This is a genomic window from Roseovarius conchicola (assembly GCF_041403425.1).
GTDB classification, from domain to species: domain Bacteria; phylum Pseudomonadota; class Alphaproteobacteria; order Rhodobacterales; family Rhodobacteraceae; genus Roseovarius; species Roseovarius conchicola.
In genome coordinates this window covers 511,435-536,237 of the sequence record NZ_JBGEHK010000002.1, presented here as the reverse complement: position 1 = coordinate 536,237, position 24,803 = coordinate 511,435, and the positions used below count along the sequence as shown (strand labels likewise).

General features: G+C 60.5%; 23 protein-coding genes and 1 tRNA gene. 13 read left to right on the top strand and 11 right to left on the bottom strand.

Features of this window, described 5'->3' with window-relative positions; translation table 11 throughout:
* Window positions 1-16: 16 nt before the first annotated feature.
* Window positions 17-514 (top strand): MarR family winged helix-turn-helix transcriptional regulator, encoded by a 498-nt coding sequence (locus V6N02_RS08485; RefSeq protein ID WP_371225099.1) that lies wholly within the window; start codon window positions 17-19, stop codon window positions 512-514.
* Window positions 511-1,212, top strand: coding sequence for a response regulator (locus tag V6N02_RS08480; protein ID WP_371225098.1), 702 nt, complete (start codon window positions 511-513; stop codon window positions 1,210-1,212). The genes V6N02_RS08485 and V6N02_RS08480 overlap by 4 nt, the downstream gene beginning before the upstream one ends.
* 52 nt (window positions 1,213-1,264) lie before the next feature.
* Here the strand turns inward: V6N02_RS08480 and V6N02_RS08475 are convergent, their stop codons facing one another.
* The gene (locus tag V6N02_RS08475) at window positions 1,265-1,738 is read right to left on the bottom strand and encodes a hypothetical protein (protein ID WP_371225097.1); all 474 of its coding nucleotides are present in this window, start codon (window positions 1,736-1,738) and stop codon (window positions 1,265-1,267) included.
* 269 nt (window positions 1,739-2,007) lie between these two features.
* Here V6N02_RS08475 and leuC point away from each other — a divergent pair, with 269 nt between their 5' ends.
* The 4 genes from leuC to V6N02_RS08455 all read left to right on the top strand — a co-directional run bounded on the left by leuC (window position 2,008) and on the right by V6N02_RS08455 (window position 6,299).
* Window positions 2,008-3,414 carry a 3-isopropylmalate dehydratase large subunit gene (gene leuC / locus V6N02_RS08470; protein ID WP_371225096.1) on the top strand — a complete coding sequence of 469 codons (1,407 nt, stop codon included), beginning with the start codon at window positions 2,008-2,010 and terminating at the stop codon, window positions 3,412-3,414.
* Window positions 3,414-4,019: a 3-isopropylmalate dehydratase small subunit gene (gene leuD / locus V6N02_RS08465; RefSeq protein WP_371225095.1), complete on the top strand. Its 606-nt coding sequence runs from the start codon at window positions 3,414-3,416 to the stop codon at window positions 4,017-4,019. The genes leuC and leuD overlap by 1 nt, the downstream gene beginning before the upstream one ends.
* Window positions 4,020-4,374: 355 nt before the next feature.
* Window positions 4,375-5,226: a hypothetical protein gene (locus tag V6N02_RS08460; RefSeq protein WP_371225094.1), complete on the top strand. Its 852-nt coding sequence runs from the start codon at window positions 4,375-4,377 to the stop codon at window positions 5,224-5,226.
* Between the two features lie 17 nt (window positions 5,227-5,243).
* The gene (locus V6N02_RS08455; protein WP_371225093.1) at window positions 5,244-6,299 is read left to right on the top strand and encodes an endonuclease/exonuclease/phosphatase family protein; all 1,056 of its coding nucleotides are present in this window, start codon (window positions 5,244-5,246) and stop codon (window positions 6,297-6,299) included.
* A 9-nt stretch (window positions 6,300-6,308) separates the two neighbouring features.
* Here V6N02_RS08455 and V6N02_RS08450 read toward each other — a convergent pair whose 3' ends face one another.
* A complete protein-coding gene (locus tag V6N02_RS08450) occupies window positions 6,309-7,232 on the bottom strand; it encodes a Rossmann-fold NAD(P)-binding domain-containing protein (RefSeq protein WP_371225092.1) in 924 nt (307 codons plus the stop codon).
* Window positions 7,233-7,328: 96 nt separating this feature from the next.
* Between V6N02_RS08450 and V6N02_RS08445 the strand changes: the two genes are divergently transcribed.
* The 5 genes from V6N02_RS08445 (at window position 7,329) to V6N02_RS08425 (ending at window position 10,589) form a co-directional block, all read left to right on the top strand.
* The gene (locus V6N02_RS08445) at window positions 7,329-8,225 is read left to right on the top strand and encodes a LysR family transcriptional regulator (RefSeq protein ID WP_371225091.1); all 897 of its coding nucleotides are present in this window, start codon (window positions 7,329-7,331) and stop codon (window positions 8,223-8,225) included.
* A 60-nt stretch (window positions 8,226-8,285) separates the two neighbouring features.
* Window positions 8,286-9,392 carry a 3-isopropylmalate dehydrogenase gene (gene leuB, locus V6N02_RS08440; protein ID WP_371225090.1) on the top strand — a complete coding sequence of 369 codons (1,107 nt, stop codon included), beginning with the start codon at window positions 8,286-8,288 and terminating at the stop codon, window positions 9,390-9,392.
* On the top strand, window positions 9,389-9,862 hold the full coding sequence (locus tag V6N02_RS08435; RefSeq protein WP_371225089.1) for a GNAT family N-acetyltransferase: 474 nt from the start codon (window positions 9,389-9,391) through the stop codon (window positions 9,860-9,862). Before leuB ends, V6N02_RS08435 begins: the two co-directional genes overlap by 4 nt.
* An 11-nt stretch (window positions 9,863-9,873) precedes the next feature.
* Complete coding sequence (locus V6N02_RS08430; RefSeq protein WP_371225088.1) at window positions 9,874-10,464, top strand: GNAT family N-acetyltransferase; 591 nt, start codon at window positions 9,874-9,876, stop codon at window positions 10,462-10,464.
* A gap of 48 nt (window positions 10,465-10,512) precedes the next feature.
* Window positions 10,513-10,589 (top strand) — tRNA-Pro (locus V6N02_RS08425).
* A gap of 246 nt (window positions 10,590-10,835) precedes the next feature.
* Here V6N02_RS08425 and V6N02_RS08420 read toward each other — a convergent pair.
* The 5 genes from V6N02_RS08420 to V6N02_RS08400 form a co-directional block, all read right to left on the bottom strand.
* Entirely contained in the window at window positions 10,836-11,150 is a 315-nt protein-coding gene (locus V6N02_RS08420; RefSeq protein WP_371225087.1) for a carboxymuconolactone decarboxylase family protein, read from the bottom strand.
* Window positions 11,151-11,270: 120 nt separating this feature from the next.
* Window positions 11,271-12,278, bottom strand: a complete 1,008-nt coding sequence (gene moaA, locus V6N02_RS08415) for a GTP 3',8-cyclase MoaA (protein ID WP_371225086.1) — start codon at window positions 12,276-12,278, stop codon at window positions 11,271-11,273.
* Window positions 12,268-12,795, bottom strand: a complete 528-nt coding sequence (locus tag V6N02_RS08410) for a DUF2478 domain-containing protein (protein ID WP_371225085.1) — start codon at window positions 12,793-12,795, stop codon at window positions 12,268-12,270. The genes moaA and V6N02_RS08410 overlap by 11 nt, the downstream gene beginning before the upstream one ends.
* Window positions 12,792-14,066, bottom strand: a complete 1,275-nt coding sequence (locus tag V6N02_RS08405; RefSeq protein WP_371225084.1) for a molybdopterin molybdotransferase MoeA — start codon at window positions 14,064-14,066, stop codon at window positions 12,792-12,794. Before V6N02_RS08405 ends, V6N02_RS08410 begins: the two co-directional genes overlap by 4 nt.
* A gap of 63 nt (window positions 14,067-14,129) precedes the next feature.
* The gene (locus V6N02_RS08400) at window positions 14,130-16,799 is read right to left on the bottom strand and encodes a molybdopterin-dependent oxidoreductase (RefSeq protein WP_371225083.1); all 2,670 of its coding nucleotides are present in this window, start codon (window positions 16,797-16,799) and stop codon (window positions 14,130-14,132) included.
* Window positions 16,800-16,878: 79 nt separating this feature from the next.
* Between V6N02_RS08400 and V6N02_RS08395 the strand changes: the two genes are divergently transcribed.
* Window positions 16,879-17,649: a response regulator gene (locus V6N02_RS08395; RefSeq protein ID WP_371225082.1), complete on the top strand. Its 771-nt coding sequence runs from the start codon at window positions 16,879-16,881 to the stop codon at window positions 17,647-17,649.
* On the opposite strand, the gene V6N02_RS08390 is transcribed toward V6N02_RS08395, so the two are convergent.
* Entirely contained in the window at window positions 17,622-20,390 is a 2,769-nt protein-coding gene (locus V6N02_RS08390) for an ATP-binding protein (RefSeq protein WP_371225081.1), read from the bottom strand. The two genes, V6N02_RS08395 and V6N02_RS08390, sit on opposite strands and share 28 nt — an antisense overlap.
* On the opposite strand from V6N02_RS08390, the gene torT reads away from it, so the two are divergent.
* Window positions 20,341-21,384: a TMAO reductase system periplasmic protein TorT gene (gene torT, locus V6N02_RS08385; protein ID WP_371225080.1), complete on the top strand. Its 1,044-nt coding sequence runs from the start codon at window positions 20,341-20,343 to the stop codon at window positions 21,382-21,384. The two genes, V6N02_RS08390 and torT, sit on opposite strands and share 50 nt — an antisense overlap.
* A gap of 155 nt (window positions 21,385-21,539) precedes the next feature.
* On the opposite strand, the gene V6N02_RS08380 is transcribed toward torT, so the two are convergent.
* From V6N02_RS08380 to V6N02_RS08370, 3 genes are all read right to left on the bottom strand, one after another.
* Entirely contained in the window at window positions 21,540-22,388 is an 849-nt protein-coding gene (locus V6N02_RS08380; protein WP_371225079.1) for an MBL fold metallo-hydrolase, read from the bottom strand.
* Between the two features lie 3 nt (window positions 22,389-22,391).
* Complete coding sequence (locus tag V6N02_RS08375; RefSeq protein ID WP_371225078.1) at window positions 22,392-23,732, bottom strand: UDP-glucose dehydrogenase family protein; 1,341 nt, start codon at window positions 23,730-23,732, stop codon at window positions 22,392-22,394.
* Window positions 23,733-24,028: 296 nt separating this feature from the next.
* Window positions 24,029-24,799, bottom strand: a complete 771-nt coding sequence (locus V6N02_RS08370) for an amino acid ABC transporter ATP-binding protein (RefSeq protein WP_371225077.1) — start codon at window positions 24,797-24,799, stop codon at window positions 24,029-24,031.
* Window positions 24,800-24,803: the final 4 nt, after the last annotated feature.

The following is a 24,803-nucleotide window of genomic DNA, read 5'->3' as shown; positions in this document are numbered from 1 at the left end:
TGAACGGAGACCCCGTATGGCAGAGCCGACCGGCAGTGAATCCCTGCTGTTTCTGACCGACGAGCAATTGCGCAAGGCGATCGAGGCGATGTTCTTTGCCTATCGCGGGTTCACCGCCGATCCCGATCGAATTCTTGCCACGATGGATTTTGGCCGCGCCCATCACCGCGCCATCCACTTTATCGCCCGCAGCCCGGGCACCACGGTAAACAACCTGCTGAATATTCTGGGTGTCACCAAGCAATCGCTGAACCGGGTGTTGCGCAAGCTGGTCGAAGACAGCTTGGTGGAAAGCCGTGTGGGCAAATCCGACCGACGCGAACGGCATTTGTTCCTGACCGAGGCGGGCAGCGCGCTGGAACGCCAGCTGAGTGACGCCCAGCGCGTGCGGATGCGCGCGGCCTTTCGCACGGCGGGCCCCGAGGCCGTGGCGGGGTTCCGCACAGTGCTTGAGGCGATGATGGACCCCGAAATGCGCCGCCAGTATAACAGCCTGAGGGAGACCGAGGCATGAGCGACCCTGCCCCCCATCTGCTGATCGTCGATGACGATGAACGCATCCGTGGCCTGCTGCGCAAGTTTTTGCAGCGCAACGGGTTTTTGGTGTCGGTCGCACGTGATGCCGCCCATGCCCGGTCCGTATTGTCGGGTCTGGAGTTCGATCTGATCGTGATGGACGTGATGATGCCGGGTGAAGATGGCATCTCGCTGACCACATCCTTGCGCGAAACGCTGGGTACGCCGATCCTGTTGCTGACGGCCAAGGGCGACACCGAGGATCGCATCAAGGGGCTAGAGGCGGGGGCGGATGATTACCTCGCCAAACCGTTCGAACCCAAGGAACTTTTACTGAGGATCAATGCCATTCTGCGTCGGATGCCGGAACCCGAGCCGGAGAATATCGCGCCCAAAGTGTTGCAACTGGGCCCGGTGCGGTATGACATCGAGCGTGCCGAGTTGCTGGCCGGGGAACAGCTGGTGCGCCTCACGGCCACCGAGGTGCAACTGATGCGCATCTTCGCCCAGCATCTGCGCGAACCGGTCAGCCGCGCCAAGCTGGTCGAGGATCTGGGCCGCGACAAAGGGCAGGCCCAGGAACGCGCAGTGGACGTGCAGATCACGCGGTTAAGGCGCAAGATCGAGGCGGATCCGAAACAGCCCCGCTACCTGCAAACGGTGCGCGGCGAAGGTTACATGCTGGCCCCGGACTAGCCCCCTGCCTGGCGTGGGTTAAAAGACAGATGCCGCGGTTGATACAAGCCGCTTATTCCTCAGCCTGCTCCCCGGCATCCTTTTCCGCATCGGCCGCGCGCTGCAGCTTGACATAATCCTCATCGGTCATGGTGCGGATTTCAGGCTTGCAGTTCAGGGCTTTGTACCGAGTAATCAACCCCTGGTTCCGCCGCTGATAGGCGCGTGCCTCTTCACCAGCTGCACCCTTGAGATTCATAAAGAACAGCGCCGGGAAAAAGACCACCGCACCGGCCACACCCGCCGCGACATTGCCGCCCTGGGTCTTCTTTTTCTCTCCGATCAGGCCCAGGATGGCCTGGTTGTTGACGTTGACCTCATTCCGCAACTGCTGACAGTTCAGCGTGGCGTCCCCGGGCTGAATTTCCGGAACGGTGTTGGGTTTGCGGCCCGCGCAGCCGGACAGAACCATCGCGGAGACTGAAACCGCGGCAATTATCTTCTTCATCTCGTCACTCCTTCGGGACTCGCCATTTTTAGCTGGCACCTACAGGGAAGTTTCAACGGGATGCAATCGCAAACCGGTCACCTCACCGTCTGGCTAAAACGACAGGTGCATCGGCCCCACAATCTATAGAATCCTTGAAGTCTTTGGATGTCAGGCGTAGATCATCTCTCATGACACGGATTTTTGACATGGATGATCGCGCGCGCCTGCCCTGGCGGTTCTTCGGTGCGACCTGCACGGTGCTTGCCCGTCTATAAGGCGGCCCTCTTTGTCACACGCCAATTCCAATCAGCTATGGGAGAGGACATATGTCCCCCAAGACACTCTATGATAAAATCTGGGACGCGCATCTGGCGCATGAGGCCGAAGACGGCACGTCCCTGCTCTATATTGATCGCCACCTCGTGCATGAGGTGACCAGCCCGCAGGCTTTCGAAGGGCTGCGCATGGCAGGCCGCACCGTGCGTGCGCCGGAGAAAACCATCGCCGTGCCGGATCACAATGTGCCCACGACGCCGGGGCGCGAAGACCCGAAGAACATGACCGAGGACAGCGCCATTCAGGTGGCCGCGCTGGACAAGAACGCCAAGGAATTTGGCATTCATTATTACCCGGTGTCGGATGTCCGTCAGGGGATCGTGCATATCGTCGGCCCCGAGCAAGGCTGGACATTGCCCGGCATGACCGTGGTCTGCGGCGACAGCCATACGGCGACCCACGGCGCGTTTGGAGCGTTGGCGCATGGTATCGGGACGTCGGAGGTGGAACATGTTCTGGCCACGCAGACCCTGATCCAGAAGAAGTCGAAAAACATGAAGGTCGAGATCACCGGCAAGCTGCGCCCCGGCGTGACCGCCAAGGACATCACCCTGTCTGTGATCGGTGAAACCGGGACCGCCGGCGGCACCGGATATGTGATCGAATACTGTGGTGAGGCGATCCGCGACCTTTCCATGGAAGGCCGGATGACCGTCTGCAACATGGCCATTGAGGGCGGCGCGCGCGCTGGTCTGATCGCGCCGGATGAGACCACTTATGAGTATGTCAAAGGCCGCCCGCACGCCCCCAAAGGCGCGCAGTGGGAAGCCGCTTTGGCGTGGTGGAAGACGCTTTATTCCGATGAAGATGCGCATTGGGACAAGGTGATCACCATCAAGGGCGAGGATATAGCACCGGTTGTCACATGGGGCACCAGCCCTGAGGACGTGCTGCCGATCACCGCCAAAGTGCCCTCGGCCGATGACTTTGAAGGCGGCAAGGTGGGCGCGGCACAACGCTCGCTTGATTACATGGGCCTGACCCCCGGCACCCCGCTGACAGATATCGAGATCGACACGGTCTTTATCGGGTCCTGCACCAACGGACGGATCGAAGATCTGCGCGCGGCGGCGGCCATTCTGAAAGGCAAGAAGATCAAGGAGGGTCTGCGCGCGATGATTGTGCCCGGCTCGGGCCTTGTGCGCGCGCAAGCCGAGGAAGAGGGCCTGGCCGATATCTTCAAGGAGGCCGGGTTTGAATGGCGCCTTGCGGGCTGTTCGATGTGTCTGGCGATGAACCCCGATCAGCTGTCCGAGGGCGAGCGCTGTGTCTCGACCTCGAACCGGAACTTCGAGGGGCGTCAGGGCTATAAGGGCCGCACGCATCTTGTCTCGCCAGGCATGGCCGCGGCCGCGGCGATCACCGGCAAACTGACCGACGTGCGGGAGATGATGTAATGGACAAGTTTGAAAACCTTTCCGGGATCGCGGCGCCGATGCCGCTGGTCAATATCGACACCGATATGATCATCCCCAAGCAATTCCTGAAAACCATCAAACGCTCGGGGCTGGGTGCGAACCTGTTCGACGAAATGCGGTTTGATCGTCAGGGCAACGAAATCCCGGATTTCGTACTGAACCAGCCGCAGTATCGCGAGGCCGAGATTTTGGTCGCCGGGGATAACTTTGGCTGTGGCTCGTCCCGTGAACATGCGCCCTGGGCGATCAAGGATTTCGGGATCCGCTGTGTCATCGCGCCCAGCTTTGCCGATATCTTTTACAACAACTGCTTCAAGAACGGCATCCTGCCCGTCGCGCTGCCGCAAAGCCAGGTGGATGTGCTGATGAAAGACGCCGAAAAGGGCTCGAACGCGCGGATGGAGATTGACCTTGAGGCGCAGACGATCACCACCTCGGATGGGGATGTGTTCAGCTTTGAAGTTGATGCGTTCAAAAAGCACTGCCTGATGAACGGGTTGGATGATATCGGACTGACCATGGAAAAAGCCGCCTCGATCGACACATTCGAGGCCAAGGCCAGCGCCGAGCGCCCCTGGGTCTGATCCGAAATACGCCTCTCCGTTGCGCGCTATACCCCCGCGCGCAACGGCCTCGGGCGTAAACAGGCTATTTCCAAATCAGAACTGAATTCTAGTGGTGCAGTGACACCGTACCTCTAGATGTTGTGGGGCCTCACAACACTGCCCAAATACCGTGCCTAAATTGATGCATTCCCGCACCAGGTTGTCCACGAATTCGCCTCAAAATTTAAGTGATGTTAACCAAGTTCTTGAGATGCGTCACGAAAGAAGGCAAAAATTGGACAAGAATGAGGCAACCCGCCACAATTCGCGGGATCAAGTTGGGACAACGGCGCAGCATCGTACTGCGCCGGGCCAGGTTGAAGGGAAACGAGCAGTGATTTCACAGCTGACAAGCGCGCTTGCGCGTGCATTTCTGGTCGCCCTTCTGGTCATGGCCCCTTCCTTGCTTTTGGCCAGCACCGGAACCGATTCCGAACAGCTTGTGGTTGTCCTTGCGATCATCGCCGCTTCGATGACGTTCATCGAGTATTATGGCAGTTCGCCCAGCATTATCGAATTCCGTTTTGCCCCCCCTTACAACCGCCTGAAATTTGCGGGCCTGAGCGCATCTATCGTGTTGCTGAGCCTGATCTGCCGGGGCGAGTTCCACCCGACCTATGCCACAGCATTGTTGTCGCAATTAGGCTCGGACCTGGGGTATGCGATTGATTTCCCCTATTCGCCCGTGCGCCTGATGGTGTTGATGATGCCAGTGGATGCCTCACCCGAACTGGTTGATCTGGTGCGCACTGCGTCTGGCATTGCCTATATGGCATCGCTTTTGATGATGTTCGTTTTCCTGACATGCGTGCGCCTGTTGGGCTGGCCCACACGATCGGGGGCCTTCAACGTCTGGACCAACCTGCCGCTGTTTGACCCGACCGGCGGCGGCGATGTTCTGGCCCGTCTGAAGCGGGATGCCGGATTGAACATTGTGCTTGGGGCGCTCTTGCCGTTTATCATACCCGCAGTGGTCAAGGCCGCATCGGACTTGATCGACCCGATCCTGATCTCGGATCCGCAGACGTTGATATGGACGATAACCGCATGGGCCTTCCTTCCTGCAAGCATGATGATGCGCGGTATCGCGATGAGCCGGATTGCCGATATGGTCGAAGACAAGCGCCGCCGCGCTTATGCCAAGGCGCAAGACGATCCACAAAAAGCAACCGTGCAACGCGCCTGATCCTCGCGCTTTGCCTGATGCTGGGGCTGACCGCCCCGGCGTTGGCCGAGCCGCTGCGCATTGCCACCTTTCATACTGAACTAGAACGTGACGGGCCGGGCCTGTTGCTGCGCGACATCCTCAAGGGTGAGGACGCACAGTTGATCGCGGTACGGCAGGTGATCGCCGCCACCGACCCCGATATTCTGGTGTTGCAAGGCGTTGACTATGATCATGGACTGGTCACGCTGAACGCCCTGCGCGACTGGGTTGCGCTTGATGGGCCGGACTATCCCCATGTTTTTGCTCGCGCGCCCAATACCGGGCTGGACAGCGGTGTTGATCTGGATGGCGATGGTCGTCTGGGCGGGCCGCGCGATGCCCAAGGGTATGGCACCTTCTTTGGCCAGGGAGGCATGGCAATCCTGTCGCGCTATCCGATTGTTGAGGATCAGGTGCAGGACTTCACCACGCTTCTGTGGCGCGATGTCCCAGACGCGTTGCTGCCCACAATGAATGGGCAGCCCTTTCCACCACCCGAAGCGCAGGCCGTTCAACGCCTGTCGTCAGTTGCCCATTGGGTGGTGCCGGTGAGGGTTGGGGAAATGCCACTGCACCTGATGAGTTTCCACGCCAGCCCGCCGGTGTTTGACGGCCCCGAAGACCGGAATGGGCGGCGCAACCATGATGAGCTGAGGTTCTGGCAATCCTATCTCGATGGCGGTTTTGGCCCCGCCCCCGACAGTCGTTTTGTACTGGCTGGCGTGGGCAATCTGGACCCGGTCGATGGGGAAGGGATCAAGCCCGCGATCACAGATCTGCTGGCCGATCCACGGCTGCAAGACCCCCAGCCAATGCGCCCGGATGGCCCGCTGGTGGACACCCCGGATCAACTGGGCGATCCCAGGCTGGACACGGCGGCGTGGCCCGGCCCGGTCCCGGGGCACCTGAGGGTCAGCTATGTGCTGCCCTCGGTCGATCTGCGCGTGGAGGCGGCGGGTGTTTACTGGCCCGCTGCGGGCGATGCGATGGCGGCTGTTGCCGAGGCCGCCAGCCGCCACCGGTTGGTCTGGGTCGATTTGGAGGTCGAATAACCCACGCCCTCAGGACGTGGTTAACTGTCGCCCCCCGCGCGCAGCAAAAGTGCTATCCTTCGCATCGGAGGTGAGGAAGGGATGCACCAGCTTGGTCATTGCCTCGTCCAGCGGGGTGGGTCGGAACGCCGGGCACAGCCTCTTAAATTCTGCGCCATCCAGAAAGTGCGGAACATCCCAAAGATAGCGCATCTCACACAGGCATCGCCCCATGGGCCAGAGCGGGCGGGCCAGTTGCAGCGGCCACCACGGCATTTTTCTGACCCGAAGAGAGCGCCCGACAGCAGCCCCAACCGCATCAGCGAATTCGGCACCGGTCATCGTGTAGCCGGGGAACGCGATGTCATTGAATTGCGCCAACTCACCCCGCTGATCGGCCAGCATCACAGCCGCCTGCGCGAGATCGGGCAGATAGGCCCAGGCATGGGCGGCGTCCATCCGGCCCGGATAGGTCAGTTGTCCTTTGGCCAGCTTTGAGAGGATCACCTTGTCGAGCCAGCTGTCTGACGGTTCGGTATCCAGAAAATCCCCCGCACGCAGAACGATGGTTTGCACCCCGCTGTCGCGATAGCTGCGTTCCAGCGCGATCCTGACCTGACCCAATGGATTGGTGGCCTGATGGGGAGTTTCAGGGGTCCAGGGTGTCGGGGTCTCGGCGCCATAGACATAGACATTGCCGGGCAGGATCACGGTGGCACCGCTGGCCTTGGCGGCGCGTTGGATTTGCGCATGGAGCGGCAGAACCGTCCCGGCCCAATCGGGATAGGGCGGGTTCCAGGCGGCGATGATTACGTCCGCCTCCATCGCGGCCGCATCCAGATCATCATGCTGGCGATCAAAGCTGCGAATGCCCCAGCCCGCATTCCAGAAGGCTTCGGCAGCATGGCGGCCAAACCGGCCCGTGCTGCCCAGAATTAGAACTGACTTCCGCATGATCCAATTCCTTTCTCAAGAATGACCATGGGCAGTATATCCATTCCTTTGAGAATACGAATTGTCAAAATCCTGACATCTGATATTCAATAATGAATGGATAAGATCCTTGAAGCCCTCGACTGGTCCCTCATCCGCAGCTTTCTGGCGGTGGCCGAGCATGGCTCGTTGTCGGGTGCTGCCCGCGCGCTGAAGGCCAGCCAGCCGACATTGGGCCGCCAGATCAGGCAGCTTGAAGCAGACCTGCAACAGGTGCTGTTTCACCGCCGTCCAAGGGGCCTCAGCCTGACCGAGAACGGCCGCGCCCTGCTGGACCCGGCGATGAAGATGCGCGACGCCATGCACCAGATTTCGCTGACGGCAGCGGGGCAGGAAACCCGGATCGAAGGCGCGGTGCGGATCACGGCCAGCGACATGGTCTCGGTCTTCGTGCTACCCCCCATTCTGGCCCGTCTGCGTTGGGAGCACCCCGGTATACAGATCGAACTGGTTGCCAGCGACAGCACCGAGAACCTGCTGTTTCGGGAGGCGGATATCGCCCTGCGCATGTACCAGCCCGAGCAATTGGAATTGGTGGCGCGCAAGCTGGGCGAGATGCCGTTGGGCCTGTTTGCATCGCGCGAATACCTCGATCGCGCCGGTCGGCCGCAAACGGCCGAAGAGATATTTGATCACCCGCTGATCGGTTATGACCGCAACGAGGAAATCCTGCGCGGGATGCAGGAGCGCGGCTGGCCAGCGACGCGCGATTGGTTTGCGCTGCGCTGTGACAGCCACCCGGTCAACTGGCAACTGGTGCGCGCAGGCTGTGGCCTTGGCTTTGGTCAGGTACACGTGGCCGAGGGCGATCCGGCAGTGGAACGTCTTGACCTGCCACTGGACCTGCCCAGCCTGCCCCTGTGGCTGGTTACGCATCAGGCGCTGCGGCACACACCGCGCATTGCAACTGTCTGGACCGCACTGGAACAAGGTCTTAGGCCGCAGCTTTCTTGACCCTCCGGGCCTGCCGCGATAGGCGAATGCCAACATTCTCTCGAAAAAGGACGCCGCGTGATGAGCACCCCTTCCCTTCTTATTCTGCCCGGTGACGGGATCGGCCCCGAGGTCATGACCGAGGTTCGCAAGATCATCGACTGGTTCGGTGCCAAGCGCGATCTGGCCTTTGATGTCAGCGAGGATCTGGTGGGCGGGGCCGCCTATGATGCACACGGCACGCCGCTGCATGACGACACGATGGCACACGCGCTTGAGGTGGACGCGGTTCTGCTGGGCGCTGTGGGCGGGCCGAAATACGATGATCTGGATTTCTCGGTCAAACCCGAGCGCGGCCTATTGCGCTTGCGCAAAGAGATGGACCTTTACGCCAACCTGCGGCCGGCGCAGTGCTTTGACGCACTGGCGGATTTCTCGTCGCTGAAGAAAGATATCGTTGCGGGGCTGGATATCGTCATCGTGCGCGAGCTGACCTCGGGTGTTTACTTCGGTGAACCCCGCGGGATTTTCGAGGAAGGCAATGAACGCGTGGGGATCAACACCCAGCGCTACACCGAATCCGAGATTGACCGCATCGCGCGCTCGGCCTTCGAACTGGCCAAGCGTCGTGACAACCGCGTGTGTTCGATGGAAAAAGCCAATGTGATGGAGTCAGGCATCCTGTGGCGCGAGGTGGTGCAGCACGTGCATCACGCCGATTACCCGGATGTCGAGCTGAGCCATATGTATGCCGACAATGGCGCGATGCAGCTGGTGCGCGCGCCCAAGCAGTTCGACGTGATCCTGACCGACAACCTGTTCGGCGATATCCTGTCGGATTGTGCCGCGATGCTGACCGGCAGCCTTGGCATGTTGCCCTCGGCCAGCCTTGGCGCGCCGATGGAAAACGGACGACCCAAAGCACTTTATGAACCCGTGCATGGCAGCGCGCCGGACATCACCGGTCAGGGCAAGGCCAACCCGATCGCCTGTATCCTAAGCTTCGCCATGGCACTGCGCTATAGCTTTGATCAGGGGGACGAGGCGACGCGGCTGGAAACAGCGGTAGAAAGCGTGCTGGCCAGTGGCGCACGCACCGCTGACCTGATGGGTCCCGAGGGCGGCACACCGATGAGCACCTCCGAGATGGGCGGCGCCATTCTTGAGGCGCTGAGCGCCAGCCTGTGATCACCTGCCGGGCGTATGATGCGGGTCAGGAACAGGTGTTTCTGACCCTCTATCGCGCCTGCCTGCAGCATTATCAAATTCCGGCAGCCACACCCGAGCAGGAGGCGCGCATCGTGTCGCTACTGACATCCGGGCGGCACATGTCGTGCCTTTTGGCCTATGATGGCGCGCGGACCGTTGGCTTTGCCACATGGGCGCTGACCTTTCCGGCGGGGGCCGGTGTCGCGCTTTATTTGAAAGAGCTGTTCGTTCTGCGCGAGGCGCGTGGGTTGGGGGCTGGCCGCGCGTTGCTGGCAGGGCTGCTTGAAATCGCCGAGGCCGAAGGATGCACCCGCATGGATTGGCAGACCGACCGCGATAACGCGCGTTCGCAGAGTTTTTACGCCAGCATCAAGGCCCCTGCCTTCGACAAGCTGACATACCGCGTTGCGGCAGCAGATTTTTCCACCTTCCGCTCTTCCCTTCTCTGACGGCAGCCCCCATGTCCAGGCCCATGGTACAGATCATCCATGGCCTGCCCAAGGGGCTTGAGACCAAGGCAGCGGCGCTTTACTGGCAGGCTTTTGGCGAAAAGCTGGGCAAGCTGATGGGCCCCGAGGCGCGCGGGGTGGCCTTCTTTGCCGAGAGCCTGAACCATGATGCCGTGCTGGCCGCGATGGACAGGGACACACTGTTGGGTATTGCCGCCTTCAAGACCGGTGGGCATGGCTTTTCGGCGGGTGGGATGTCGGACCTGTTTCGCCACTACGGGGTTGGGGCCTTGTGGCGTCTGATCCCGCTGGCCATGTTGGAACGCAGCGCACCGGATGGCATTTTGCAGATGGACGGCATCTGCGTCAGCGCAGACGCGCGCGGCAAAGGGGTGGGCACCGCCCTGCTGAACGCGCTGTTCGCGCATGCCGCGGAGCAAGGGTTCACCGGTGTCACGCTGGACGTGATCGACACCAATCCGCGGGCCAAGGCGCTGTATGAAAACCTGGGGTTTGAGGCGACAGGCGTGGAACACACCTCGGTCCTGGGCCCGCTTCTGGGCTTTGCCACGGCCACGAAAATGGTCAGGCATCTGGCGTAAGTTTGTCTTGCCCTTCAGCGCCCAAACCGCTATCCCGCGCGGCACGGTCGGGCTGTAGCGCAGCCTGGTAGCGCACCTGCTTCGGGAGCAGGGGGTCGGAGGTTCGAATCCTCTCAGCCCGACCAGTTTTCCAGTAATTGCACAGCAGATGACTTTGACCGTCACGTCATCAACTGACCGTGTGCGTTCCGCATTGCGGAACGAATAGACATATCAGTCTTGTTGGCGGGCGGCTCTGGCCGCGCACCAGTTCAGGCTGACTCCGTTGTTGCACCGCTGAAATGGTTGAGTTTCGGCATGAACGGTCGATTGAGCCTTCTGCATTTGATGGCCACACGACACCGGCGGTTTGGACCGGTGCCGTGGATCATTCAGGCCTCGGTGACGTCCGCAATCCAGGTGCCCGCTGCCACGGCGCGAGGCAGACCAAGTGGCCCGATGGCAAGCAACGCGACCTGCTCGATATCCGCCTTGCCGATCCCCTCTTCCAGAGCGCGCCGTGCATGTGAGTGGACCGCGCCTTCGGACGCCGCTCCAACCGACAGGGCAAGCTTTATCAGCCGGCGTTCACGCGCAGTCAGCTGTCCGGCCCCGGCCGTTGCCTCTCCAAGCGCAGAATATGCGTCCCAGATCGACGGGTGTTTTCTTGCCAATGCGCCAGCTGCGCCTGGGAGTTCTTGAGTCATATCGCTTTCCTTCCGGTTCGGTTTGTTACGACCGCCACTACGGTCTCTGTGAATGCGGTTTTGGCGCCCTTGGGTGTTTTCGCGTCCGAAAAGCCACCGGGCACCAGGCTCTTGCGGGTTTCATCCGCCCAGAACCGACATGTGTCGGTCAAGCGACGGGGTCGCAATCTTTGCCATGTCGAAGGCATGGCGTTCAGGTTTTTGCAGCAGCGCATGTCGTATAGCGACGAGAACCGCATCCCCGGACTGTTGCAGGGGCGCACGCAAATCGACCGAGCCGTCGTCTCCAAGACATGTGTAAAGACGTCCCGTGCAGCTCAGGCGGACGCGGTTGCAGGCCGCACAGAAGTTGCAGGACATGGGCGAGATAAAGCCGATCTGACCGCCGGTTTCCGCCACATGAAACACCCGGGCTGGCCCGCCGGTACGATTCAAGGCGGGCGAAAGCGTCCACCGCCGGCGCAGGTCCTGAAGCAATGCGGTGTTGGACAAGCTGCTATGCCCGCGATCCTGCCCGGTTTCACCAAGCGGCATCTCTTCGATCAGGGCGAGGTCCATGCCGCGCCCGTGCGCAAAGGCAATCAGATCGTCCACTTCCTCTTCGAACGCACCGCGGCTTACCACCGCGTTGAGACGGATTTTGATGCCTGCCTCCAGCGCCGCCTCGATTCCGGTCAGGACCCGCCTGATGTCTCCAAGACGGGTGAGCGCCCGATACCGCGCGGCATCCAGAGTATCGAGCGACACATTGGCCCGGCGCACGCCGTTTCTGAAAAGGGCCTCGGCATAGCGCGCCAGCAGGGTGCCGTTGGTGGTCAGCGTGATTTCATCCAGCGCCCCAGTGGTGCGCCATGGTGCCAGTCCCTCAAAGAGATCCATGATGTCGGGCCGCACGAGTGGCTCGCCGCCGGTGATGCGGATCTTGCGCACACCGTGATCCACGAAGACGCGTGACAAGGACAGCATTTCCTTCACGCTCAGCACGTCACGACGAGGCAGGAATTTCATCTTCTCCGCCATGCAATAGGTACAGCGCAGATCACAGCGATCCGTGACCGACATGCGCAAGTAGCTTACATGACGTCCAAAGCCGTCTAAGAGCGGCGCGGCGCAGGCATCAAACGGCATCACAGATCTCCCGTGTCGATTGAAACCAGTCAAAGACGGCCGCATGGGTCATTGGCAGGGTCACCGCTGCATCTCCGGCGAAACCGCGCCACGCTGCCCAATAGGTCGGACGCACGGCAGTGAGCACCGGAATACCGGCCCCGAGCGCCTGCGCGATGACGTCTCGGAATCCACGCCCTTCGCTTTCGCCACGTCCAAAACGGTTCAGCACCAGAAGGTCAGCACCTTGCGCGATCTGATCCTGCAGATGTGCCGCACAAACTGCCAGGGAGCCCAGGTGCAGGCGGCAGCCCCGCGATCCATTGCCAAGAGGCTGGGAAATCCGGAACACCTGCCTCGACCCCAGCGACGTCAGGTCCATATCGGCACAGCGACATTCGCCCTGGATTGCGCCGCGGGATTGCACCACCCCGCGCACCGTAAGGCCGCAGGATTTCATCGACTGCGAGATATCGCCGAGAAAACCATCGACATCCTGCGTGTCGAAGGGGATGGCGGCGAGCATGGGGGATGTCATAGGACGCCTCCCCGGTCTGCAAACGGATGCCAAAGCAACGCATCACCCGGCGCGACTTGGGCTGTTTCGCGCCCCACCAGCGCGATTCCGTCAGCCCCGGACAAGGGGAACAAGGTCGCCGACACGCTTTCGCCCAGACGGTCAAGTTGCGGAACCCCGGCGCCGGAGTAGCCGAGCAGGCGCACCGGAAAGACCTCGGCGCGGCCCGGTTTGCGGCTCCAGTCAAAGCCAGCCTGCGCCGGGGTCGACAGCGCAGGCCGATGATCGGCCCCCATCAGCCTGACGATCTGCGGGGCGGCGAAGAGGTGGAAGCCGACAAACGCAGCGAAAGGGTTGCCGGGAAGGCCGGTGATCGCCGTGGGGCCGAGATGGCCGAACATCACCGGTTTGCCGGGTTTGACAGCGACGCGCCAGCCGTCGATCTGCCCGCCCGCGTTTGTCACGGCGGCGCGCATATGGTCTTTGCCTCCCATCGACACGGCCCCGCTGGTCAGGATCAGGTCGCAGGCACCAACCGCGCGTGCCAGGGCCTTGGCGGTCGCACCGGCTTCGTCCGGGATCACGCCAAGGTCGATCACCTCTGCCCCCATGGCGGCGACCAGGGCCATCAGCATCGGGCGATTGGCGTCATGTATCCGGGCCGCCCCGTCAGCCATCGGGCCAAGCTCGTGCCCGGTGGATGCAACGGCGACGCGAGGCCGGCAGGCAACGCCAATATCTTGAATTCCCTGAGCGGCGAGCAGCCCCAGATGGCGCGCCGCGATACGCTGGCCCTTACGAAGCAGGCAGGCCCCCTGCTGTTGGTCGCTGCCGCGCGTCCGGATGTTCTGGCCCTGTCGGGGTGGGGCACAACGAAAGGTCACACCCTCATCGGTTTCCACGCAGTCTTCCACCTTGATCACCGCATCTGCCCCGGCAGGAACAGGCGCACCGGTGAAGATGCGCATGGCCGTGCCCGGTGCGAGCGGCCCGGGTGCCTGACCGGCAGCGACTGTGCCGCAGATCGGCAAGGCAGGTTTGTCAGTAAAGTCCTGGCAACGGACGGCAAAGCCATCCATGGCCGAGTTGTCGAAGAATGGCATTTCGCAGGTGGCCAGCCGGTCCTTTGCACAGACCCGGCCGATGGAGGTCATCAGCGGTATGGTCTCGGCTTTGTCAAACTCGGAGACAAGTGACAAGGCCAGAGAGATCGCGGTTTCGATCTCCAGAAGGCTCTCTGTGCCATGCGGGTCGTCGCAATCGCAAGCCGGAGGGATGATTTGATCTAGCATCGGGGAAAGCCTCGCCTGACGGAAACCTTCGGGCCGGGGGTCCCGGCCCGAAGGTCTGTTTTTTTAGTTCGCGTCTGCCGCGTTCTCCATGAGGTAGTCCATGACCAGCGCAGCTTCGGCCTCGTCCAGACCGGCACGGGGGAACATCGACGGGGTGATGCCCTTCCATTGCTGCTGGGTATAGTGCGTGACCTCGCGCGGGGCGTGGCAGACAGTGCAGCGCTCGAAGAAAATCTTCTCGCCCGGCCCCATGTCGGCCATCAGGGCCTCTGTCAGATCCGTCAGTCGCTCCAGCCCAAGCTTGTCATCGTCGAGCGCAGCAAGCTCCATGTCGTCGATGATCGGCGGTTTTTCATAGGCCTGGTTCGGACCTTCGGGATCGGTACATTTGCGCATCTCGATCAGCACAGTGTTGGCCGAGGTGGCCTCGGACAGACCGGATGCACGCTGGGTCGAGGTGAGGAAGTTCACCAGACCGGAGTTACAGCGGCCCTTGCTGTCCAGCGACGGCCAGCAGCCTTCATAGATCGACACGACACCCGGCATGATCTCGTCAGAGACAACCGCCCCGGCAATGACCGTGCCGCGATCGTTGTAAAGCTCGACCAGATCACCATCCTCGATCCCGCGATCTGCGGCATCCTGGGCGTTGATCCGTACCGGCTCGCGGCCCTGTACCTTGTAGAGGTCGCGCAGGCTGGCCGATTGGTCCATCTGGCTGTGCAGGCGGAACCACGGGTGTGGCGAGACGACGTGCAACTGGCCTTCTTTGGCATTGCCGAGGAATTCGTGTTTCTCCATCCATGTAGGCATGCCGGGGCAGTCTTCGATCTGCATGTTGGCGATGTTTTCGCAGAACATCTCGATCTTGCCGGAGGCGGTGTGAAGCGGGCTGCCTTCGGGATCGTTGATGAAGGCGGCGTGGCGCACCCAGCCGCGTGCCTCTTTCGGCACCGGCATCCGGGCATACCCCTGCTCCCAGAACTCCTCGAACGGGGTGCCTTTGGCTGCACCGGAGGCTTCATAGGCCAGCTTGATGTGGTACATCTTGTCTTCGCTGTCCGTGAACTGCGCCCAGAGACCCAGCTTGTCGGCAAGACCTTCGAAGATCTCGTAATCCGGAAGGCTGTCGCCGACGGGGTCGATCACCTTCTTCATGGCGTAGACCTTGTCGTTGGAATAGGTCCCGCCCGAAGTGATGTCATCCTGTTCCAGCGTCGAGGCCGCAGGCATCACGATATCGGCCCAGCGGGTCGCGGCGGTCCACCAGACATCGACGCTGACCACGGTTTCCACCTTGTTCAGCGCACGGATCAGCCGGTTGGTGTCCTGCTGGTGCGACATGAAGTTGTTGCCCGCGTTGAAGATCATCTTGATGTCCGGGTAGGAATTGGTCTGCCCGTTATAGAAGAACTCCTTGCCGGGGTTTTCCAGCGCTTCGGTGATGCGCGAGGCCGGGACGATCTTCTTGACGAAGTTGCGGCCCTGGCTCATGCCGACAGGTGTGGCGTTGCCACCCTGGGGCATGCCGCCGTTGCCGTAGTGCCAGGAGAAACCGATGCCCTGACCGGGTTTGCCGATCTTGCCCAGCATGGCCGCAAAGTTGACGATCGACCAATAGGCCATTTCGCCGTGCTGTGCCCGCTGAATGGCCCAGGACGCGCCGATATTGGTTTTCTTGGCGGCGATGAGTTCGGCCAGATCCTTGATTTCCTGCTCATCAATGCCGGTGATCGCCGAGGCCCAGGCCGGTGTCTTGGGTGTGTCATCGGTTTCGCCTTTGACATAGGCGATGTACTTGTCGGCACCCACGGTGAAGGCGTCCATATAGGCCTGATCTTCCAGACCTTGCTCAAGGACATGATAGGCCATGGCCAGGAACAGCGCGGTGTCGGTGTTGGGAATGATCTTTTTCCATTCCGCGCCCAGATATTCATCTGTACCGGTGCGCTGCGGGTTGATCGAGATGAACTGAACGCCATTGTCGCGGATCTCGGCCCAGTGGGCATACATGCCATGGTCGGCGACGCGGTATTCGATCCGGTTGTTCTTGATCGGGTCACACCCGACAAAGACGAACAACTCGCATTCATCCCGGATGGTTTCCCAGGCGGATTGCGGTGAATAGACCTCCATATCGCCGATGATGTGGGGCATGACGACCTGTCCGGCACCGGCCGACCAGTCGCCCGCGGTGTTGGTGCAGCCGCCCATCAGGTTGATCAACCGGCCCTGAAGCACGTTGGGGCGGAACACGCCTGCGTTGGACCAGCCGCCATAGGACGAGCTGAAGATCGCCTCGTTGCCGTGGTTGGTGGCGGTGTCGAGCAGCGCCTTGGCGGTCAGGCCCCAGGCGGTGTCCCAATCGACGCGCACGTATTCTTCCTTGCCGCGCAACTCGGGCTTGATGTCGCCGCTTTCCCATCCTTCAAGATAGGACTTGCGCACCATCGGATATTCGATGCGGCTCTTGTCATAGGTACGGTCCTTGACGCCAAAGGTCAGCATCTCAGTGGGCTGGGCGTCAAGTTCGACAACGCTGTGGATACCCAGCAATTTGCCATCACGCACCACAGCCTCGAAGGGGCCGAAATGACTGGCATGGAAAATGCGATCCGAGAAGGAGTTCGGATCGATGGATGCAAGTGCAGTGGTACCAAGCAGGCTGGACGCGCCAAAGGCGGCGGCCCCCCCTTGCAGGAATGTACGACGGGTTGGGTTGGAAAGTGACATGGTGACCTCCGGGGTTTCAACTTCAATTGCCCCGATGATACCGCGTGGCCTTTGCGCAAAGCTTGACTTAGACCAAGTTGTGCTGTTCGATTATGTAACAGTTTGTAACAGCCGGCCAACGGGTCAATTCTTGACGCATCATGTTCTCATCGTTGAAGACGACAGAGTTAGCCGCATGCGCCTGGCTGCCTATTTGCGCAGCATGGGATACCGCGTTTCCGAAGCTGAAGACGCGGAAGAAATGCAGTCGATTATCGACAGTGATCCTGCGGAACTCTTGCTTCTCGACATCAATCTTGATGGCAAGGACGGCCTCACGATAACCCGAGAGCAGCGCGCGCAATCGCGCGTGGGGATCATACTTCTCACGGCCCGCGACGATCAGGTGGACAAGATCGTCGGCCTTGAAATGGGGGCTGATGATTACGTGACCAAGCCGTTTGACAAACGGGAACTCGCGGCCCGCGTCAAGAACCTGTTGGCCCGGATCGACGATATCGGGCAGGCCCCCCAGAAACCGGAGAGTGTCGATACCTTTGGGCCCTGGCGTTTTGACCGAATTCGTCGCAGGTTGGTTTCGATCAACAAGACAGAGGATCTGACACGCTCAGAATACGATCTGATGTGTGTCCTTGCAGATCATCCGGGCCTGACGCTGGGCCGCACGCGGATTGCCGAACTGGTGGGACGAAAAAACGTCAACCCAAGCGATCGCGCGGTCGATGTGTTGGTGGGGCGCTTGCGAAAGAAGATCGAAACCGATCCGGCCTCTCCTGACTGGATCCTGACCGTGCACGGAGAAGGATACCGGTTTGTCGATCCTCATGCGATAGATATGCCCAACCTGTGAGCCGCCTGGCGAAGCCGGGTCACCGCAGTTTCGACTTTCTCGGCAAGGGCCTCCAGCAAGGGGTCTACCAATGCAGGCTCGCTTTTCTCGATGTCCGCCAGATGCGCACAAAGTTCTGTCAGCGCAAAGTTCGATGCCGCACCTTTCAGACGGTGTGCAAGGCGCGCCCGCTGGTCCGGCGGAGCCTTTCTGATTTCGCGCACTGCGTTGTCTAATCCCGACAGAAACTCGCTCAGGATGTGACCCGTAGTCTCAATACCGATCTCTTCGATGTCTTGCCGCAGGTTGGCCTCTGGCCCTTCCTCGCCCGACAGGTCCGGCGGACCCGCCATAGTACCACTCAGGATGTCGGACAAAGCGCGCGGCGAGACAGGCTTGGATAGGATACGCGCCACGCCGAACTCTTTCCTAAGCGAGTCCGTGTCCTTGATATGATGCGCGGTCAGCAACACAAGTGTTATCTTGAGATGCATCTTGGCAATTGCCAGGGCCACGTCCTTGCCGGTCATGTCCGGCAAGTCAAAGTCGATCAACGCCAGGTCCACAGGGCTTTTCGCAAGCAGGGAAAGCGCCGTCTGACCGTCGCTGGCTTCAACCACATCGCAGCCAAGCCGTTCCAGATATCCGCGGGCAACCATTCGATTGGTGGCGTGATCGTCTATCACCAGCACGCTCTGGCCACCCTCACCGGAGGTGGGCGCGGCTTCTTCCTTATCGATCTGAACGGCGTCACCGAACTCCATGGGGACAGACAAGGTAAAAATGCTGCCCACACCGGGCGCGGATTCCACATGAAGCGAACCGCCAAGCGCCTCTGTCAGATTACGGGAAATCGCCAGCCCAAGCCCCATTCCCGGCGCCCCGGAGCGTCGTACCTGGTCTGTGCGGCTGTAGGCGTCAAAGCCATGTGCGACCGCTTCCTGCGTCATTCCAATGCCGGTGTCTGAGACGGCAAAGCTGATCACCGGGTGTCCGGTTGCCGGATCCGTCGCACTTTCGACAGTCAGACAAACCCGCCCGGTGTCTGTGTATTTGACCGCGTTGGATATCAGGTTGCCCACGATCTGGCGGATCTTCACGACATCCCCGAACAGCGCTTCGGGGACGGGCTCAACAAGCTCGACCTCACCACTCAAACCGCGTTGCGACGCGAGTGGGATGAGTTGATGTCCCAGCTGGCCAACAAGCTCACGCAACCGAAAATGCACGGGATTGCCGCGATTGACCGGATCATCGCTGCCGGCGAAGTCCAGAACGTCATTCGTGATTTCCAGCAACTCCCGCGCGGAGGCAAGCGCCGTCTCGACGCGGGCGCGTCGCGATGCATCGGTCACTTCCAGTTGCAACAGATCGAGCATGCCAATCATGCCCGACAAGGGTGTCCTGATCTCGTGGCTCATGCGGGCCAGAAACTCGGTCTTGGCGGCACTCGCACGTTCCGCCGTTTCGCGCGCCTCATCCGAGGCTTTCATTTGCGCCACGACATCGCCAGTGCGGGCAATGACCTGCTCTTCCAATTGACCCCGCAGCGCTTCCGCAGCCTGGGCCCGCCTTCGCAGCACGTTCAGCGCCTTTTCAAGCTGCCCGATCTCGTCATGGCCGGAAATCGGAACCGGCGCGCCATAGTCGCCCTGTGCGACGCTTACGATGCGGCGCGACACATTGCTCAGACGTTTCAGCAATTGCTGGCGCACACGCACCCACAAGATCACTCCGGCGAGCGATGCAATCAGCACTATGAGCAGAAGAAGCAGGAACAATCGCGTGGACAGCCTGTCCGCTCTGGACAGGCTTGCGACACTGGCTTCCTGCACATTGTTCCGGATTTCCACAATGTCATCCGACAAGTCTGATACCCGGTCTGCCAGCGCGTTACTGGCCCGTCGGCTTTCCCGAGCCAGCGTGATCAAGCTGTCCTGCTGCGTGACAAGTCCCGAGGATGTCACTGCCATCCGGAGCTGTTCGACCAGCGCACGCGTCTCCTGTTCTGCTTTTTTCGTGGGCAGGAAGGTTTGCCTTGTTTCGATGGTTCGCATGGCGGCTGCGAAGGTCATCTCGAAATCGGCGACCTCGGCCTGCGTTGCCAGGTCGGGCACCCTCTGAACCCCGAGACGTACCGCATCGACGGTCCGGACCATCTCGGTCAAGCGCTCGAAGGCAAAGAAATACTGATCTGCAAGGCGATCCAGATCGTCGCGCAGACTGACGTCCTGCCCGGTATAGAGGCTGACAATCTGCGATATGATCCTGAGCCGGGCCAGCTCCAGCTCTGCGGCCACGATCTTGTTCAGGCGGCCACCGATCTTCTCGATCCGTTGCAACAGGCGCGATCGTTCGGTCCGAATGTCGATGAATTCGTGCCGATTCTGGACGAGTTGATTCACCACTTCCGAGATCTGTGCCGCGCGCTCACCGGACCATGACCCGGCAAGCTCCGGTGGCAATTCAGCCAGCTTGGTCTGAACTGTTCCCATGGCGGTCTGCAATTCGCGTTCGTGGCGCTGCAAATCGTCAAGGGTTTCCGCCAGCACAAGGTCTCGCGACCGCTCCGAGATGATCTGGGTTGCAAGATCAATTTCGTTGGCTGCGTCCAGAAACGGCAGATTGGCGTCGATGAATGCACGATGCGTGTTCGACAGAAACCAATTGACCGCAAGCGCAGACGTCCCCACCATCAGTGCCAGAAACACCATGAATGAAAGGGTTTGCGTCAGTCTCTTGTCAAAGCTGGTTCTCTGCATATTCGAATGTTACGCGCGGCACATTACCAGTGCAATTCTCGTGCTTCTGCTCGGCGTCTTTCCGGTGATTCCTGCGAGCGCTCAGGACGCGGCTGCTGCACAGCGAACCCTTTGCGTGCTCGTGCCGCATTTCAAGGATGATTACTGGCTCAGTGTCGCGTTCGGCCTGGAACAGGAGGCCGAGCGGCAGAATGTGGACCTGATCCTTTTTGAGGCGGGCGGGTATCAGGCTTTGGATGCTCAGATTGAACAGATCAAAGCCTGCGCTGACATGACTCTTGCCGGCATTCTGCTTGGGGCCGTCAGTTCAGATCACCCTGACCTTCTGTCCACCCTGTCACAAGCGGCCAAATCAAAGCGCCTGTTCGGTCTGGTGAACGAATTGCATTCCGATGCATTAAGCGGACGCATCGGTGTTGACTGGCGCGATATGGGCAGAAGCCTAGGGCGACACCTCGCAACACGCTTCCCGAAGGGTTCGCAAGCAAAGAAGGCCGTCCTGATCTCTGGCCCCAAAGTGTCTGGCTGGGCGGCTCCACTGGAAACCGGCCTGCGCGACGCACTGGCAGACAGCGCCGTCGAAGTCGTTCAGGTCTACGGTGCTGATACAGGTCTGCGCCAACAGTTGGACCTTGTGCAAATCGCGTTGCGGGACCATCCCGACATTGATTTGCTGATCGGCAGCGCCCCTGCCATCGAAGCCGCAATGGGCATTGCCAGTACCCATCCGGATGCAGAAAAATGGCCGTTGCTCTTTTCCACATATGTCAACCACAACACCAAACGTGGTTTGCTGAACGGGAGTGTTGCGGCCGCGCCTTTCGATGATCCTGCGCAACAAGGTATCCTTGCGATCCGGCAAGCCATTGCGGCGCTTGATGATGCGGATCACCAAAGCTCCATCGGGCCGCCGATCACCCTGCTTGAACAAGGCCGGGATGAAGTCCTGGATATCTTGGTGTCCCCTCCGGGCTATTTCCCCGAGCTAAACTGAGACGCGGTTCATGACTTTTTCTGCGGTTGGTCAAAGGACCATTGCCGATCAATTGAGTTTGCGCATTTTGAAAGACTGCTTCGAGAGATAGAGTTGCACTGCTGTGATCAGCTTCCATCACAACAAATGCGACTGATGGCCAACTGCGCCGACGCTCAGTCCGCATCCCATTCAAACGCGTCGCCCTTGGTGCGTACCTGGCCAACCGAGGGCAGCGCGAAATGGCTGCCCAGCACCTTGCAGCCCCGTTCGGACGCCTCTTCCAGAAGGGCACGGCGCGAGATCACGGCCCGCTCCGGATCGGCATCGAACTTGAAATGCCAGTCGGGATAGGCACATTGCGAGGTCGTGTGCAACGCATCACCTGTGATCAGGGCCTGACGGTTTCCACCATCCACCAAAACCGAAACATGGCCGGGGGTATGGCCGGGTGTCGGTACCAGCGTGACATGATCGCCCAGCATATGCCCCGCGCTGACCATCTCGGCCTGACCGGCTTCAACCACCGGCAACACGTTCTCGCGGTAGAGGTGGCTTTGCTGGTCCCTGTGAAACGCCTCGTCCTCGGACGGCATCAGATAGCAGGCACGCGGAAAGGTCGGGACCCAGCGGCCATCGACCAGTCGCGTGTTCCAGCCCACATGATCGGTGTGAAGATGGGTACAAAGCACGTAATCCACGTCTTCGGGGCCAACCCCCGCCGTCTCCAAAGCCGCCATGAACCGGGTGCTGTCGCGTTGATGCCAGGGCAGGTGGCCCGGCACGGTCTTGTGGTTGCCCACGCAGCTGTCCACCAGGATCGTATGACTTGGCGTTTTCAGCAGAAAGCCCTGAACGGGAATGATCAGCCCGCCGGTCCGGGAACAGACCTGACCGGGCGCATTGGCCTCAAGAATCTCGGCCACATCCGGGCCAGCGGTTGGAAACAGCTCGGCAGGCGGCAGGAAGGGGCCGTGCATTTCAAGAATGCGCCAGATTTCGACCGGCCCGATCTGGCACAGCATATGCTAGCCCTCGTCTGTTTCGGGCTTGCGCCGGAACGGGGTGCGCCCGATGCTTTCATAGGCCTCGAACCCGGCGCGTTTGGCATCGCGCACCGAGTAAATGTTGCGCAAATCCGCCATCCGCGGCGTGGTCATCTTGCGCGCCATGCGTTTGAGATCAAGTGCGCGGAACTCGTTCCATTCGGTCAGGATCACCAACAGATCAGCCTTGTGAACGCACTTATATGCGTCCTCCGTCCAGTGCACGCCAGGCAACATCGCCTCGCCCTCGTGCCGGCCTTGCGGATCGCAAACCCGCACCTTGGCCCCGCCGCCCACAAGAGCCGGGACGATGGTCAGGGCGGGCGCGTCGCGCATGTCATCGGTATTGGGCTTGAAGGTCACACCCAGGATCGAGATGGTCTTGCCGTTAAAGCTGCCGTCACACAGATCCTGCAGCTTGTCGATCATCCGGCGCTTGATCTCTTCATTGACGGATATCACCGTTTCAGTGATCTGCATGGGCAGACCGTGTTCCTGCCCAATGCGTGCCAGCGCCCTGGTATCCTTGGGAAAACAGCTGCCACCATAGCCGGGACCGGCATGGAGGAACTTGTTGCCGATCCGTCCGTCCAGCCCCATGCCCTGGCTGACCTGTTTCACATCCGCGCCGGTGCGTTCGCACAGGGCGGCGATTTCGTTGATGAAGGTGATCTTGGTCGCCAGAAACGCATTGGCGGCGTATTTGATCATCTCGGCAGATTCCAGATCGGTGGTCAGGATCGGAAAGTCGCGCAGATAAAGCGGGCGGTAAATCCCGGCCATCACTTCGCCCGCGCGCTCGGTCTGCACGCCGACAACCACGCGGTCGGGTTTCATGAAATCCTCGATCGCGGCGCCTTCGCGCAGGAATTCGGGGTTCGAGGCGACATCGAAATCCAGCTTGGGATTGGCTTTCTTGACGGTCTGTTTGACCTGCCGGTTGGTGCCCACAGGAACGGTGGATTTGGTGACGATCACCACGTAATCCTTGGCCGCGCGCGCGATTTCTTCGGCGGCGGCCATCACATAGGTCAGGTCGGCATGGCCATCGCCGCGCCGCGTTGGTGTACCCACAGCGATAAACACAGCCTCGGCCCCATCAATCGCCTCGGCCAGATCAAGGGTAAAGGACAGCCGCCCGGCCTCGACATTCTTGGCCATAAGAGCATCGAGGCCCGGCTCAAAAATCGGAACCTCGCCGCGCTCCAGCATCTCGATCTTGGCAGGGTCCTTGTCGACACAAACGACGTCATGCCCGAAATCCGAAAAACATACGCCCGAGACAAGCCCCACATACCCGGTGCCGATCATTGCAATTTTCATGGGTCCTGCTCTTTATTTGTGGACTGGTTTGGCTTCTGTAATGCGGCCACGGGGCGGTTTAGTCAATCGGTCCGTGGGATGTGCCTTGTGCCCGCGCCCGGCTGAGACCCGTTTGCAACCGCTGGGAGCTACGCAGACCTGCTGTGTCTGGTCAATGTGAGGTGCGGGAGAGGAAACGTGCTTTCGCTGCAGTTAACGTGCGCAACTGGCCAGCGACGGCGCTAAAAGGAAAGGCGGGGTGAAACCCCGCCCTACCCGTGTTGTTTGATATGGGGCGGGATTTACCCCGCCGCGCCTTAGTGACCCAGAATCTGGCTGAGGAACAGTTTGGTCCGGTCGCTCTTGGGGTTGTTGAAGAACTCTTCGGGTTCGTTCTGTTCGACGATCTGGCCCTGGTCCATGAAGATCACGCGGTTGGCGACCTGACGGGCAAAGCCCATTTCGTGGGTCACGCACAGCATGGTCATGCCCTCTTCGGCCAGTTCCACCATGGTATCCAGAACCTCTTTGATCATCTCGGGATCAAGCGCCGAGGTGGGTTCGTCAAACAGCATGATCCGCGGCTTCATGCAAAGCGAGCGGGCAATCGCCACACGCTGTTGCTGACCACCTGACAACTGGCCGGGGAACTTGTCGGCCTGCTCGGGGATTTTCACCTTTTCAAGGTAATGCATCGCCACTTCCTCGGCTTCCTTCTTGGGCGTTTTACGCACCCAGATCGGGGCCAAAGTGAGGTTCTCCAGAATGGTCAGGTGCGGGAACAGGTTGAAGTGCTGGAACACCATGCCGACCTCGGAGCGGATCGTGTCGATGTTCTTGATGTCCGAGGACAGCAGCGTGCCATCCACGACGATCTTGCCTTTCTGATGTTCCTCCAGCGCATTGATGCACCGGATCAGCGTCGATTTCCCCGAGCCCGACGGCCCGGCGATCACGATGCGTTCGCCCTGGTAGACGGTCAGGTTGATATCGCGCAGAACGTGGAACGAACCGTACCACTTGTTCATCGACTCAATTTGGATGGCGATCTCTTCTGAGACCTGCAGTGCTTGTGCTTGTTCGGCCATGTCC

Excerpts from the sequence above, each read along its gene's own strand:
- V6N02_RS08420 (WP_371225087.1), bottom strand. The coding sequence starts at position 11,150 with ATGACTCAAGAACTCCCAGGCGCAGCTGGCGCATTGGCAAGAAAACAC.
- V6N02_RS08450 (WP_371225092.1), bottom strand. The coding sequence starts at position 7,232 with ATGCGGAAGTCAGTTCTAATTCTGGGCAGCACGGGCCGGTTTGGCCGC.
- V6N02_RS08410 (WP_371225085.1), bottom strand. The coding sequence starts at position 12,795 with ATGACATCCCCCATGCTCGCCGCCATCCCCTTCGACACGCAGGATGTC.
- V6N02_RS08375 (WP_371225078.1), bottom strand. The coding sequence starts at position 23,732 with ATGAAAATTGCAATGATCGGCACCGGGTATGTGGGGCTTGTCTCGGGC.
- leuB (WP_371225090.1), top strand. The coding sequence starts at position 8,286 with ATGAGCACCCCTTCCCTTCTTATTCTGCCCGGTGACGGGATCGGCCCC.
- V6N02_RS08430 (WP_371225088.1), top strand. The coding sequence starts at position 9,874 with ATGTCCAGGCCCATGGTACAGATCATCCATGGCCTGCCCAAGGGGCTT.
- V6N02_RS08455 (WP_371225093.1), top strand. The coding sequence starts at position 5,244 with ATGCTGGGGCTGACCGCCCCGGCGTTGGCCGAGCCGCTGCGCATTGCC.
- leuD (WP_371225095.1), top strand. The coding sequence starts at position 3,414 with ATGGACAAGTTTGAAAACCTTTCCGGGATCGCGGCGCCGATGCCGCTG.
- V6N02_RS08400 (WP_371225083.1), bottom strand. The coding sequence starts at position 16,799 with ATGTCACTTTCCAACCCAACCCGTCGTACATTCCTGCAAGGGGGGGCC.
- V6N02_RS08390 (WP_371225081.1), bottom strand. The coding sequence starts at position 20,390 with ATGCAGAGAACCAGCTTTGACAAGAGACTGACGCAAACCCTTTCATTC.
- V6N02_RS08445 (WP_371225091.1), top strand. The coding sequence starts at position 7,329 with ATGGATAAGATCCTTGAAGCCCTCGACTGGTCCCTCATCCGCAGCTTT.
- moaA (WP_371225086.1), bottom strand. The coding sequence starts at position 12,278 with ATGCCGTTTGATGCCTGCGCCGCGCCGCTCTTAGACGGCTTTGGACGT.
- V6N02_RS08405 (WP_371225084.1), bottom strand. The coding sequence starts at position 14,066 with ATGCTAGATCAAATCATCCCTCCGGCTTGCGATTGCGACGACCCGCAT.
- V6N02_RS08485 (WP_371225099.1), top strand. The coding sequence starts at position 17 with ATGGCAGAGCCGACCGGCAGTGAATCCCTGCTGTTTCTGACCGACGAG.
- torT (WP_371225080.1), top strand. The coding sequence starts at position 20,341 with ATGAATGAAAGGGTTTGCGTCAGTCTCTTGTCAAAGCTGGTTCTCTGC.
- V6N02_RS08480 (WP_371225098.1), top strand. The coding sequence starts at position 511 with ATGAGCGACCCTGCCCCCCATCTGCTGATCGTCGATGACGATGAACGC.
- V6N02_RS08370 (WP_371225077.1), bottom strand. The coding sequence starts at position 24,799 with ATGGCCGAACAAGCACAAGCACTGCAGGTCTCAGAAGAGATCGCCATC.
- leuC (WP_371225096.1), top strand. The coding sequence starts at position 2,008 with ATGTCCCCCAAGACACTCTATGATAAAATCTGGGACGCGCATCTGGCG.
- V6N02_RS08380 (WP_371225079.1), bottom strand. The coding sequence starts at position 22,388 with ATGCTGTGCCAGATCGGGCCGGTCGAAATCTGGCGCATTCTTGAAATG.